The sequence below is a fragment of the Paraburkholderia sartisoli genome (assembly GCF_900107685.1).
Taxonomy (GTDB): Bacteria; Pseudomonadota; Gammaproteobacteria; order Burkholderiales; family Burkholderiaceae; genus Paraburkholderia; species Paraburkholderia sartisoli.
The window spans coordinates 49,245-62,003 of the sequence record NZ_FNRQ01000001.1; the positions used below are offsets into that span (position 1 = coordinate 49,245).

The following is a 12,759-nucleotide window of genomic DNA, read 5'->3' on the forward strand; positions in this document are numbered from 1 at the left end:
CAGGAGCCACGGTTGGTTGGTTCAGGGCATGGACAACGAGTACGAATACGCGTGGTAAAACGACTTGAAAGCAGCCAGCAGTTGCGCGATCACCGAGTTGTCGCCGGCGATCAGCACGACGACGACAAGCAGAACGATCACGATGTATTCGGCATAGGCCTGGCCTCTCTGGCGGGATCGGGGCGCGTGCAGGCGGCGCACGCGGCGCGGTTCATTCGTATGCGACATTGATCACCACCGAGGTCGACCCCCTGGCCTGGGTAAATGCGGCGTCGAGGCGATAGCCGTTCTTCTGCATCGAGAGCGCCTGCCCGAACGACGCACCATGCGGCCGGTCGATCGCCGGGCCGGCCGATACCGTGTGCCAGCCGTCTTTCCTGAGTTGATCGGCATACGCCGCGCTTGCCTGAGCGAGCGAAGGCTCGGACAGCGACATCTGCACGGTGCGCGCGACAGTGCCGCCGTCGTTGCTCGTCATGTCGAGCTGCACCTTGCCCATCGGCAGCGGATAGTTCTCCGGACGCAGCGCGCGCGGCAGCGGCTGGGCATCGGTCAGACGCATCACGCTGAACAGCCCGCGGACCGGCGCCGACTGGTTCGGCGGCAGTTGCAGCGTGTAGCTGCATTGCGCCGACAGCGCGCTGAGTATCAGCGTCTTCGGGTTGTGCATCCGGTGCGTCGCGACGCGGTGCTCGACCCAGTACTGCATGAACGCATCGGCGACCTGACGGGTCGATTTGTCGAAGGTGATGAGCGCGACCTGCGTCGGCGTGCCGTTGATGACCATGTCGTGGCCGACCCACTCCACCTTCTGGCCGGTCACCGGCATGTCGCCGCAGGCGTCGCCGGCGAACGCGCGGGTCGCCGCGCCGAACGCGAAGCAGCAGGCTGCCAGCACGCGCATCCAGCGCGCCAGCGAGGCGCCGGACACACCTTCGGACGGCGTCGGGTCCATCGACGCAACGAGAGCACGCGGTGTGCGCATCATTTGTTCCCCAGACGGTCCTGCGGCACCACGTCCGGCTCGATGCGGCCGAGATCGAGGTGCGCGATGTCCACGCCGAACGGCGCCAGCACGTCGAGCCCGTATTCGATCACCGCGCCTTTCGCGGTCGGCACGGCGTCGGCGATCATCGCTTTGGCCTTGTCGCTGCCGTCCGGTGTCCACGTGTTGGTCAGCAGCACGTTGTGATCGGCGAACGTGACGCCCTGCCACGACGGCCACAGATTCGAGAGGGTCGGGTTGTCGTAGCCCATGTGCAGCGAAACGCTCGCCGTCTGCTGGTTTTTCACCGGCAGATCAAAGCCCGCGCCGATGCCGCTGACGGAGCCGAGCAGCCCGAGCGCCTTGTCGGCGATCGTGCCGGTACTGGAGCTCGAATGGCTCACCTGCAGGTCGTTGTACTGCTTGAGCATGTCCTTGCCGGCGACGTCGCGCCACATCGGCTCCGGTTGCGCGGCGAGCGTGCCGGCCGAGCTGTCCTGCGAGGTGACCTTCGTGTCGTGGCCGAGCACGCGCTGCGCGATTTCGCTGCGGATCTGCGCGTCGCTCTTGGTGATCGCGCTGCCGTAGGTGGGCGCCCAGCTCCTGTCGTCGAAGTAGACCGTGCGCTCCCACGCGGCGTAACGCGAGGCCGACAGCGTGCGGTCGCGCGCGTCGCTCAGGTGTCCGATCATGTTCAAGCCGAGGAATGCGATGATCAGCGCGCTGCCCGCGATCACCAGCACTTCGACGAGCGCCTGACCCCGTTGCGCCCGGCGGCGCGGGCGCAACGCCGCCGTCCTGCGTCGCGTGCTCATGGCGCGCCCGCCGATTGCGCGAGATCCGCCGCTTCGAGCGCCGCCATATTGGTGGCGACGAGCGAAGACTGCCAGTACGGATTGAAGAGGCTCGGGTATTCCCACTTGTTGTCGTCGCGCTTCCAGTGCGTGAGGTTGTTCAGCGCGCCCGCTGCGCCTGCCGATGAATCCGCGGGCCGGATGAAATAGGCGCTCGCGCTCGCGACCGAACGCATCTGGTTGTTCGCCGTGCCGTCCGTGACCTGCAGGCGGCCGTTGGCGATGTGCAACTGGTCGGTGGTGCTGATCGACGACGATGCGCGCTGCACTTCGACTGTGATGGCCGGCGCGCGATTGAAGTCGGCGCCGTCGGCGGGCGTTTTCAGCGTCGAGAGTTCGAGATACGGTTGCAGGCCACCGTCGCTCGACGATAGCGATCTGCCCGCACCCGTTCTGTACTGTTTGCCCGCGGCGATCTCCGTGAGCGCGCTGGTCAGCGCGCCACCGAAGTTGTTGAAGCCGCCGTAACCTTGCGTCCCGGAGTAACTGCCGCCCGGACCGTTGGCCGCGCCTCCGGAACCGGCGGCGCCGATGATCGGACTGCCGACGATGCCGACTTCGAAGTAGCAGAACCAGAAGCCGTTCACGTCAGTTGCGTCGAGGCTTTCCCAGCCGCGTTTGTCCTGCCGAAGCTGTGTGCCGCCGCGGTGATTGTTGTCCGCGGCGATGAAGCTCGCACCCGGACACTCTTCGACGATGCTCGCCACGAACGGATCGCGGATGTTGGCGCCGCGCTGCTGAACGAACTGGTCGAGCGTGGTCTTGTCGGTCACGACATCGGCGAAGCGGTCCTCGCCTGTCTTGCCGGCCGGCGTATTGCGCTTCGCGAAGTTGAGCGTCGAGTTGAGTGCGAGCGCGCCGCGCGTGGCGAAATAGGTTTTGGTCGCGTGCGAATTCGGCTCGTTGGCCTGCGCGACCTCTTCGGCCACGACGGGAATCTGCAGCAGCATCGAATCGTGAAACGCCGCCTGCTCGGTACTGAGTATTTTGTCGAGCCCGTCGATGGCGACGGTGGCAATGCGCACGGCGGTATCCAGCGCGCTCTTCGCCACGTTGAGCACCGCGCTGCCGGCCTGTTTAGGCAGCGTCCACGGCTCGGAGATGAGCGCCGTCGATTCGATGAAGGTGTCGAACGTGTGATTGCTCTGATACGTGCCCGCCAGCTCGTCGACGTACGACTTGATGCTGACCATCTGCGCGGCCGCGACCTGGTTGGCGATCATCGCCCGATTCGTGTACGCGGCAAAGTTCAGATCGCGCGCCTGCAGCACGCCGACGCTAAACGCGGCGGAATCGGCGGTGTCCTGTTCCTTGGTTTTGGCGTGGGCGAGTTGGGCCGCGTTGAATGCCAGATACAACGCGGCCGCCCCGACGACGAGAAAAACCAGGGCGAATGGCATCGCCTGTCCCCGCTGGACAAGGTGACCACGACGCCGTTCGGGATGGGTTTTCATCGTCGGGATCCGCTCAGGCGTCCTAGTGGTTGCCGTTGTTATAGGTGTTGAGCGTCTTGGCCGTGTTGCCCTTCGAGCTTGCATCCTTGGCCGCCGTGTCGGCGTTCTGGATCGCGTTGGCCGAATTCGAATCGCCGGCCATTTCGAGCGCGAGGCCCGCCGTCTGGTTGCGGATGGTCTTGCCGAACGCCGCATACACCCCGATAGCCGCCACCGCGATCAGCGCGACGATGATGATGTATTCGGTCATCCCCTGGCCGAGTTGGCGACGGCGCCTGGAAAGGGTTTTGACTGCGGACTTGGCTTGAAACATGGCGTACTCCCATTGTTTAGAAGACAGCATTGACATCGATAAAGGCACGCTTAAGCCCCCGGCAAAGGCATGAATGCAAGCGGGTGGCAAAACAGGCCGGGACAGTGCAACGCGAGGTTGCGAAATGAACTGCCATTCGTGCGGAAACGTACGAATGGCAAAAGCATCGAGGTAGATGCTGGAGGGAGATAATTACCGAATTACCGGTATAAAATCTCTATCAAGTAAATTTTTCTTGCACTAAATGCAACCTCAATTGCATTTAGTGAGAGTACCAATCGTTTCGCGCAACTGTCAATTTGGTAAACGAGCCTCATCGTTGCATTTAACAATATTTTTTCGTAACAAAATGCAACCGATGTTTTGGGTGGGTTGTTTATGGTGCGGCATCAGTAACGCCGCACCATATCGCGTGGTGTTAGGCTTCCCAACCCACGTCAGAACAGGAACACTGAACGAATGCATGACTCGCAGGACAATCTGTTGGTGGCGAACTGTGTCGCCCAGCTCATGGACCGCCATCAAGTCCCGCGGCAAAAGCACACCGGCGCACTCGCGAAAACGCTTGGACTGAGCTTTGCGCAGGCACACCGCAAAATGCGCGGGCAGAGCAACTGGACTTTTGTCGAACTCAAGGAGATTGCCAGGGCCTTCGATGAACCGGTTGCGGTACTCGTCGATTCCCCGCCTCCCGGCCGGCAACCCGGTACGCCCGCGTTGCTCGATGTCGGTTCGAAACTGCTGCCGTGTGTCGTCTGGATTGGCGGCGAGGTGCCTGCGGGCCGCTCACCGGAATATGTCGCGGTACACGTGTCGGGGGTATGGCGCGTCTATTCGCCCGAGAGTGCGCCAACCGGTAGAAAGCATGTCGTCGAGCTGATTGAGATCCGCCCGCGGCCGCCCGAGGCCACCCATCCGGCGGTGGCCGTCGTCGACGACGACGGCGGCCGTGACGGCGGTGGCCTGAAGACTGCCGACACGATCTGCCTGTATCTGAACGAGAAGGGTTTCAACGCGACGCCGTACTACGATGCAGCGACCTTTCGCGAGGCACTCCGGCATACGGTATTCGACGCGTTCGTGATCGACTGGCTGCTCGGGACCGAGACAGCCGAGGCCGCCATCGGCGATATCCGTCGGACCGGCAACCCGAAGGCACCTGTGTTCATCCTGACGGGGCAGCTGGAGGCCGGCAACGTCAACGAATCGGAAATCGCACGGGTGATCACGGCATTCGACGTCAACGTGCTCGAAAAGCCCGCCAGGCTCCCGCTGCTGGCCGCCGAGATCAGCAAGCGGTTGATGGTCCGATAGCCTGTCTCCTGAAGCGCCCGCTATTCAGGGCAACGACGGGCTGGTCAGAAAACCCGGTTGTCGCCGTTGGCCCAGACCGCGTCGAGCGCAACTTTGAGGATGTCGGCCCGGACGGGCTTCGTCAGATAGTGCTCGAAGAGCCCGCGGTTCCCGGGGGCGAGCAGTTCCGGCGCCAGCGCGCTGCACGCTATGAGCGGAGCTGCCCGGTTCCTTCCGCCCGTCTGGCGGATTTCCTGTGCGAGCGCGATGCCGTTCATCCCGGGCATATTGATGTCCATCAGGATGGCGTCGAACTGCTGAGTCGCGAGTATCTCGAGCGCCTCTCGCGCATCGGACGCAACCGTGCAGCCGATACCGTACGACGTCAGGATCGCGTTGAGCGAACTTCTGACCGGTTCGTGGTCGTCGACCACCAGGACCTGTCTGTGCTGCTGCGCGGGACGGGCTTGCGCCGTGTCTTCCGGCGGAACGGCGGCCGGCGGCGCATTCACTTTTTCCAGCGGGAACACCACATGGAATGTGGTGCCCTTGCCTGGCTCGCTTTCCACGTGCATGGCAGCCCCAAGTAGTTCGACGAGCCCCCTGACGATCGCGAGGCCGAGGCCAATCCCGTCGTAGCGCGGCAAACCCGACGATTGCAGTTGAGTAAACGGCATGAAGATCTGATCGACCTGAGTGCGTTCGATACCGACGCCGGTGTCCTCCACGCTCACCGACAATTCGTCACTCGTCTGGCCGCTGTGCGTTGAGGCCCGAATCGTCACTTTTCCGTGCTCGGTGTATTTGATTGCATTGCTGAGCAGATTCGTGACGACCTGCTGGATCCGGTCCGGATCCGACAGGTTGAAAACGTGCTGGTCGCTCGCGATGACTTCAAGCTGCAGCCCCTTGCGGTGAGCGCGCTCCGAGACCGATTCGACGGCAGCCATCAGCACGTTGTAAGGGTTGAACACGCGTTTGCGCAACGTCAGCCGGCCGGCCCCCATGCGGGAGAAGTCGGTTAGATCCTTCATCTGGGCATCGAGCACGTCGGCCGCCCGCGCAAGCTGTTCGACCAGCAGCCTGTCCGTGCCTGCGAACTGTCGTTCGACGAGGACATCGGTGGCCGCCATGATGCTTTGCAAGGGCGTGCGCAGTTCGTGGCCGATCATGCCTAGGAACGCGTTTTTCGCGTTGACCGCATTGGCCGCCGCAAGCGCGGCTTCCGTCTCTCGTTGAAGCGCGGTTCGCTGCTGGGCGGCAAGCTCGCGCACGCGTCGCGCGTTGCTGATCAGCAGCCACGCGAGAACCAGCAACGCAAAGGTCGAGCCGGCGCTGGACTGCATCAGCATCTCGCGGCGTCGTGCGTAGTCTTCATGCGCATCGTCGCGCCGTTTGCCCTCGGCGTTTCCCATGATCATCTCGAGATCGGCAAGCGGGCGTTGCAGCTCGTCGAAACTGGCCATGATGGCCGCGACATTTTCTTTCCGCTCCGGCAGCGCGGCTATCTGCTGCGACAGCCGTTCTGCGATGCTCTGGATTTTTTCCACGCTGGCGCTGTAACGCGGCTCTGTCTTCGGCAGGAACATGGCGTCGGTGGGCGCGGACAACAGCGTGATTTTCGACTCGAAGACGTCGAACTTGACGGTGACCTCATCCATGCCCCGAAAGCCTTGCGCATACTGCAACACGGCGATTTCCGTTTTCAGGGCCGATTGTTCCAGCTGCCCGATCACCAGATCGTAGCCTTGTGTTTTGTGTCGGGCGAAGCTCTGGCTGTCAGCGCGTGACACGATGAACAGGTAAGCGGAATAACCCCACAAGATGGCGAGTAAAACCAGTAGCGTCGCGGACAGCGACACCCTGATCCTGCTTGCCCTCGATCCCGGGATTTTCATTTAACCTCGATTCTACGAACCTGAAAGACAAATCGCCTTGTGTTGCTGATGGTGCTCAATTCGTCGCGATATTGATCGCGTGGAAAAATAATGAACAGAGGGCCAAAGTCGTTCAGGCGCAACTCGCGTCCGTTTTCACGATAGGCCAGAATGGGTTCATATTTCTCGATGAATGCCACGGGAATTTCCTGGCTGTAATCGTCGTAGGCAAACACGCGAATGCTTGAACCTCGAATCCCGGCTTTCTTCAGCACGTCGATTAATCGCGGCCCCTCCCAGACTTCGGAGCCTGTCCAGTTGGTCGAAGTCTGAATCGTATGCACGGGCATGGCGAGCAGTTCCTGGCGCGTGAAGATACGCTCGTTGTGAGGAGACGCAGCCTGGTACTCGATGTTGCCATCTACATCCAGCTGGAGCAGATCGGGATCCGCATGGGCAGCGCTGGCCAGCATGAGCGACAACCCGGCAAGATAAACATGAGACCTGTGTGGCAAGCCGGACTTCCTTGTCGCGCTGATGGCGACAGTTCCATGACGCCCTGCTTTATCAGCATGGTTAAGCGGAAATCGCGCGCTCCATTTAACATTCTTCAAGAAGGAAATGAGCATGCACTACGCCTTTTTTAGCCGCTCACCGAGCTGGAAAGCCCGATAATAGTAGCCATTGATCTTCCCCTGATGTAAGTTTATGTAACACGGTTTCGTGCCTGAAGAAAATAAACAAAAAATCGCACGACTGACCAAGTGACGGCCTGATTCCTGTCAGCAGGACTACAAGTATGTGCAGCAATAAAAAAGATTCGCGAAAAAATCGCCTGTAATTCTAATGACATGCTGACCTGTTAATGCACCCAAGGTGCGCTGATCTGCACTTCACGGGCGTTCGACCCCACCGGATATATCGCTCACCACCCGCGGAATTTCATCGCGTCCTCGCCGGCCTCGACTTATCCGATAGACGTTCCGACACGGCGCCCTGCGATGGTTTCATGCCGGCGTGTTCTCTGGAACATCTCCTGGACCGGGGTCGGAAATGCGTGATCTTCCGTGAATCGGGCGATGACGGAACAGTGCTGTCGTGATTCCGCGGATAGCGACGTCCACCTCATGGAAATCCCTTAAGCAAATGGCTTTGCCGTGAAAGCCGAAGGAAGGATGCGCCCTCCCATAATCGCGCCATCGATGCTGACAGGCGGCATTCCGCCGCCAACAATAACGGAGACTATCGATGCGACCGAACTTCAGTGCGTTTCGCCATGTTGCCCTTGCTTCCAGCCTGCTGTTCAGCCTTGCCTCGCAACACGCGTCGGCGGCCGACAGCGGGAAGATCACGATCATGGTGGGTGGCATCACGAAGCTGATCTATCTGCCGGCGCGCCTGACCGAACAACTCGGCTACTTCAAGGACGAAGGGCTCGACGTTGAACTGCTGTCGCAGCCCGCTGGTGTCGACGCAGAGAACGAGCTGCTGGCGGGCGCCGTCCAGGGTGTCGTGGGCTTCTACGATCACACGATCGATCTGCAGACCAAGGGCAAGGACGCCAAGGCGATTGTCGTGTTTGGTCAGGTGCCAGGCGAAGTCGAAATGGTGTCGACCAAAGCGGCCGATACGGTCAAATCGATGGCCGACGTCAAGGGCAAGACGCTCGGCGTGACGGGCCTGGGTTCGTCGACCAGCTTTCTCACGCAATACCTTGCTGGACAGCACGGTATCCAGTCGACGGAATACACGATGCTGCCGGTGGGTGCCGATGCGAGCTTCATTGCGGCGATCAAGCAGAGCCGTATCGACGCCGGCATGACCACTGAGCCCACGGTGTCGGCATTGCTGAAGACGGGCGAGGCGAAGGTGCTCGTCGACATGCGCTCGGTCGAGGGCACGAGGGCGGCGCTGGGCGGCACCTATCCGGCGTCGAGTCTCTACGTGCAGGCCGCATGGGCCGATGCGCACAAGGCGGAAGCGGCGAAGCTCGCGCATGCCTTCGTTCGCACGATGCAGTTCATCCACACGCATAGCGCGGAAGAGATCGCGGCGAAGATGCCCGCTGACTATCAGAAAGACAAGACGCTTTACGTGAGCGCGCTGAAGGCGTCGCTGCCGATGTACACCGTCGACGGCAAGATGCCGCCTGATGGTCCGGCGACCGTGCTCAAGGTGCTCTCGGCGTTCAACCCGGCGGTCAAGGGCAAACATATCGAGCTGGAAAAAACCTACACCAACGAGTTTGTCAGCGCGAAATAGGTGACGGGCGCGCCCGGAGCGTTTGTGCAACGGGCGCCGTCTGGCTCCGTTGCGCTCGCGGTGAGCGCGTGGATGCGGATGCCGACGACCATGTTGTCAAGTTGCTTGATGCACGCGAGCTTGTCGCGCGTATCAAGGCGCTGATCCGTCCGCATTCGGGCGGCGTGTCGTCATGCCTCGCCTGTGGCGACCTGCAGTACATGTTCGATACGCGGGAGTTTCTTCACCACGACGCACCCGTGGCGTTGTGGCGTCGCGAGCACGCCATCCTCGAAACGCGGATGTTGCGACAGGGCGAGACCGTTTCGAAAACCATGCAGATGGAAAGCGTGTTCAGTCTGGACGACGAACCGCGCGCGGACGCCATCGACATCTATATGCACTGCTTGCGCAAACGTCTCGAAGGTCCAGCGCAGAGATCATGACGCTGCTGGGCCTTGGCTACATCCTCCGGCAAAGAGATTTCGAATAATTAACCGGGCGCTGTCAGGCATATCAGTGAATACACTTAGTTGTACAAAAAACACGGGAAAGGAGCGTGAAGGATTGAGGTCACCAGAATCGGATTCGTTCGCATACCGGGGATCGAATACCCGACCAGACGGACCGCATCAGTCGCGAGCAGAAAAATCAGATTTTCAAACCAGCAACCTGAGGAGACGGACTTGAAGAAAAAGTACTTAACCCTGGCGATCGCGGCGAGTGCGCTCGGCGCGACTGCCGCGCACGCGCAGTCGAGCGTGCAGCTTTACGGCCTGATGGACCTGAGCTTCCCGAGCTACCGGACGCACGCCGACGCCAACGGCAATCACGCCATCGGCATGGGCAACGACGGTGAACCGTGGTTCAGCGGCAGCCGCTGGGGCGTGAAGGGTGCGGAAGACATCGGCGGCGGCTCGAAGATCATTTTCCGGCTCGAGAGTGAATACGTCGTCGCGAACGGGCAGATGGAAGATCCGAACCAGATCTTCGACCGTGACGCGTGGGTCGGCATCCAGAACGATACGTTCGGCAAGTTTACGGCAGGGTTCCAGAACACGATCGCGCGCGATGCGGCGGCCATCTACGGTGATGCATACGGTAGTCCGCGACTTTCGACCAACGAAGGCGGCTTCACCAATTCGAACAACTTCAAGCAGATGATTTTCTATGCGGCCGGCCCGACGGGCACCCGTTATAACAACGGTCTCGCATGGAAGAAACTGTTCAGCAACGGCATCTACGCCAGCGCCGGGTACGCATTCGGCAACAGCACGAGCTTCGGCACGAATTCCACCTATCAGGTGGCGCTCGGCTACAACGGTGGCCCGTTCAACGTGTCGGGCTTCTATGGCCACGTCAACCGCGACGGCTTCATGAACCAGTCGTATTCGGTGGGCGGCAACTATACGTTCGGCATCCTGCGCGCCAACGCGGGCTATTTCCGCTATCTCGGCAACCAGGGTTCGCTCGGTCAGCGTCAGGACAACGCATGGACGGTGTCGCTCAAGCTGTCACCGAAGGGGCCGCTCGACTACGAACTCGGCTACCAGCAGATGCGCGTACACAACGCCGCCTACAACAGCGACGGCGACATCCCGAACGCGAACGTTGGCGCTTTCGATCCGACATCCGGCCTCCACAACGGCTATAAGGAGACGCTGTACTGGTCGACGTTCTACCACCTGTCCAAGCGCACTGAACTGTATCTGGCCGGCGACTACATGAGGCTTCACGGCGGCTATACGGTCGGAACCACGTTTGGTTCGACCAACCAGCTTGAACTGACGACGGGCGTGCGCACCCGCTTCTGATCGTGGCAGCCGCTCCTCCTGGCTGATTCATCGACGAAAAGTGCTCCTGTTTGCGGCGACGGATAAATCCGTTCGCCGCTTTTTCTGTTTCGCGAGTCGAGGACGACTACCATGTTCAGAAATACCACGATCCGCCTCGCCCTGACGGTCACGATCGCCGGCTATACGGCCGCACTGGTGTTCGTGATCGCTACATCTGTCGTGGGTCTCAAGACGGCCAACGCGGCGCTCGAAAAGATGTACACCGAAGAAACGGTCGCCTTGCGCCACCTCGCCGCGAGCGGCGAAGCGATTCTGCAGGCGCGGGTCGATCTGGGTGCCTACGAAACGCTCGTCGCGCAGGGAAAACCCACCGACGCGGTGCTCGCCCGGGTACACGCCGGGCTGGCGGACAGCGATCGTGAATTCGCGGCCTACCTGACGCAGCCGCCGGCCGACGACGTGGAGAAGGGACTGGCTGACGCACTGCGCGCGAGGCGTGAGCAGTTGATGAAACAGGTGTTGGCCCCCGAGGTCGCCGCGCTCGACCAGAACGATTTCATCACGTTCCGGACCACGGAGCGTCAGGCGCCTGACACGGTGTTCAGCGACTATAAAAGCGCCCAGCTTGCGCTGGAGAACGTTCAGCTGCAGCAGCAGAAGGCGCGCTTCGATCTGGCCCAGGCGCATTTTCATCTGCTGTGCTGGGTGTTTGGCGCCATCGGGCTGGTCGCGATCGCACTTGGCCTGTTCGCGCGCTTCATGGTGACGGCGTCGATCGTGCGGCCGATCAACGCGGCGATCCAGCACTTCGAGCGGATCGCCACTGGCGATCTCACCGGGCACATCGCCAGCACGCGTGTGAACGAAATGGGCCGCCTGATGGCCGCGCTCGCCCGCATGCAGGAGAGCCTTGTTGCCGCGGTCAGTCAGGTTCGGCGCGGGACGGCGGCAATCGGACACGGCGCGCGCGAGATCGCAAGCGGCAACGTCGATCTGTCGACGCGCACCGAACAGCAGGCGGCGACGCTGCAGGAAACGGCGTCGAGCATGGAAGAGTTGACCTCGACGGTCAGGCAGAACGCCGACAACGCACGGCAGGCCAGTGCGCTCGCCGAAAACGCGTCGGAGATCGCGGCGCGCGGCGGCGACGTTGTCGAGCAGGTCATCGACGTGATCGCGGACATGTCGTCGGGGTCGAGCAGGATCGTCGACATCATTGGCGCCATCGAGGGCATCGCATTCCAGACCAACATACTCGCGCTGAATGCCGCCGTCGAAGCTGCGCGTGCGGGTGACGAAGGGCGTGGATTCGCAGTGGTGGCAGGCGAGGTACGCGCCCTGGCACAACGCTCGGCGGCAGCGGCGAAAGAGATCCGGGAGCTGATCGGTGGGTCGGTCGCCAAGGTTCAGAATGGAGCCGAACTCGCGATTCGCGCGGGCGCCACCATGGCGGAAATCGTCAGCGCCGCGCGCAGCGTAACCCGCATCGTGAGCGAAATCAGCGTGGCTTCTGAAGAGCAGTCGCGGGGCATCGAGCAGATCAACCGCGCGGTCACGCAGATGGACAACGCGACCCAGCAGAACGCCGCGCTGGTTGAGCAGGCCGCGGCAGCGGCGGCGTCGCTTGAAGGTCAGGCGGGCGCCCTTGACGATGCCGTTGCCGTGTTCCGATTGCATGAATCCCGCCAGCCGCAGGGCGAGGAACCTCACAGGCAGGCATGGATGGCGCCGGAACTGTCGCCCGCCTGAGCACGATGTCATCGAACACTTCTGGACCCATGCGGCCGTCAAGGCTGCCGCAGCGCAACCCGCGTCCCGATTGCCGGTCCAATCAGTAGCGCATGCAGCGTGGCGTGGCAGGAGGTGTGAGATGGACGCTCGAAAGACGTGGTGGCGGCTTGGGGCCGGTTTGCTCGCATGCCTGCTCCTCGCCAGCTTTGCGGGAT

Annotated in this window: 11 protein-coding genes and 1 pseudogene; 5 read left to right on the plus strand and 7 right to left on the minus strand. The window is 61.7% G+C overall.

Translation table 11 applies throughout. The annotated features are described in order from the left end of the window. Positions 1-21 precede the first annotated feature (21 nt). Genes BLV45_RS00265 through BLV45_RS00285 form a run of 5 tightly spaced genes read right to left on the minus strand, consistent with a single transcriptional unit; the run spans position 22 to position 3,606 of the window. Positions 22-228 carry a hypothetical protein gene (locus BLV45_RS00265; protein WP_090527289.1) on the minus strand — a complete coding sequence of 69 codons (207 nt, stop codon included), beginning with the start codon at positions 226-228 and terminating at the stop codon, positions 22-24. Then, a complete protein-coding gene (locus BLV45_RS00270; RefSeq protein ID WP_090527293.1) occupies positions 212-988 on the minus strand; it encodes a hypothetical protein in 777 nt (258 codons plus the stop codon). Before BLV45_RS00270 ends, BLV45_RS00265 begins: the two co-directional genes overlap by 17 nt. Beyond that, positions 985-1,800: a hypothetical protein gene (locus BLV45_RS00275; RefSeq protein WP_090527296.1), complete on the minus strand. Its 816-nt coding sequence runs from the start codon at positions 1,798-1,800 to the stop codon at positions 985-987. Before BLV45_RS00275 ends, BLV45_RS00270 begins: the two co-directional genes overlap by 4 nt. Then, positions 1,797-3,293: a hypothetical protein gene (locus BLV45_RS00280; protein ID WP_143130367.1), complete on the minus strand. Its 1,497-nt coding sequence runs from the start codon at positions 3,291-3,293 to the stop codon at positions 1,797-1,799. The genes BLV45_RS00275 and BLV45_RS00280 overlap by 4 nt, the downstream gene beginning before the upstream one ends. A 22-nt stretch (positions 3,294-3,315) precedes the next feature. Continuing rightward, the gene (locus tag BLV45_RS00285; protein WP_090527302.1) at positions 3,316-3,606 is read right to left on the minus strand and encodes a Flp family type IVb pilin; all 291 of its coding nucleotides are present in this window, start codon (positions 3,604-3,606) and stop codon (positions 3,316-3,318) included. Between the two features lie 459 nt (positions 3,607-4,065). On the opposite strand from BLV45_RS00285, the gene BLV45_RS00290 reads away from it, so the two are divergent. Continuing rightward, positions 4,066-4,920, plus strand: a complete 855-nt coding sequence (locus BLV45_RS00290) for a helix-turn-helix domain-containing protein (RefSeq protein ID WP_090527305.1) — start codon at positions 4,066-4,068, stop codon at positions 4,918-4,920. Between the two features lie 44 nt (positions 4,921-4,964). Here the strand turns inward: BLV45_RS00290 and BLV45_RS00295 are convergent, their stop codons facing one another. Both BLV45_RS00295 and BLV45_RS00300 read right to left on the minus strand, forming a co-directional pair. Next, complete coding sequence (locus BLV45_RS00295; RefSeq protein WP_090527308.1) at positions 4,965-6,797, minus strand: hybrid sensor histidine kinase/response regulator; 1,833 nt, start codon at positions 6,795-6,797, stop codon at positions 4,965-4,967. Beyond that, positions 6,794-7,405 carry a molybdopterin-dependent oxidoreductase gene (locus BLV45_RS00300; protein ID WP_090527312.1) on the minus strand — a complete coding sequence of 204 codons (612 nt, stop codon included), beginning with the start codon at positions 7,403-7,405 and terminating at the stop codon, positions 6,794-6,796. Before BLV45_RS00300 ends, BLV45_RS00295 begins: the two co-directional genes overlap by 4 nt. A 619-nt stretch (positions 7,406-8,024) precedes the next feature. Between BLV45_RS00300 and BLV45_RS00305 the strand changes: the two genes are divergently transcribed. From BLV45_RS00305 to BLV45_RS00320, 4 genes and pseudogenes are all read left to right on the plus strand, one after another. Further along, positions 8,025-9,038: an ABC transporter substrate-binding protein gene (locus BLV45_RS00305; RefSeq protein ID WP_090527315.1), complete on the plus strand. Its 1,014-nt coding sequence runs from the start codon at positions 8,025-8,027 to the stop codon at positions 9,036-9,038. Positions 9,039-9,112: 74 nt separating this feature from the next. Continuing rightward, positions 9,113-9,510, plus strand: a pseudogene (locus BLV45_RS00310) (winged helix-turn-helix domain-containing protein); the annotation flags it as partial. A gap of 193 nt (positions 9,511-9,703) precedes the next feature. Continuing rightward, positions 9,704-10,831, plus strand: coding sequence for a porin (locus BLV45_RS00315; RefSeq protein ID WP_090527318.1), 1,128 nt, complete (start codon positions 9,704-9,706; stop codon positions 10,829-10,831). Positions 10,832-10,942: 111 nt separating this feature from the next. Next, a complete protein-coding gene (locus BLV45_RS00320; RefSeq protein ID WP_090527321.1) occupies positions 10,943-12,562 on the plus strand; it encodes a methyl-accepting chemotaxis protein in 1,620 nt (539 codons plus the stop codon). Positions 12,563-12,759 lie beyond the last annotated feature (197 nt).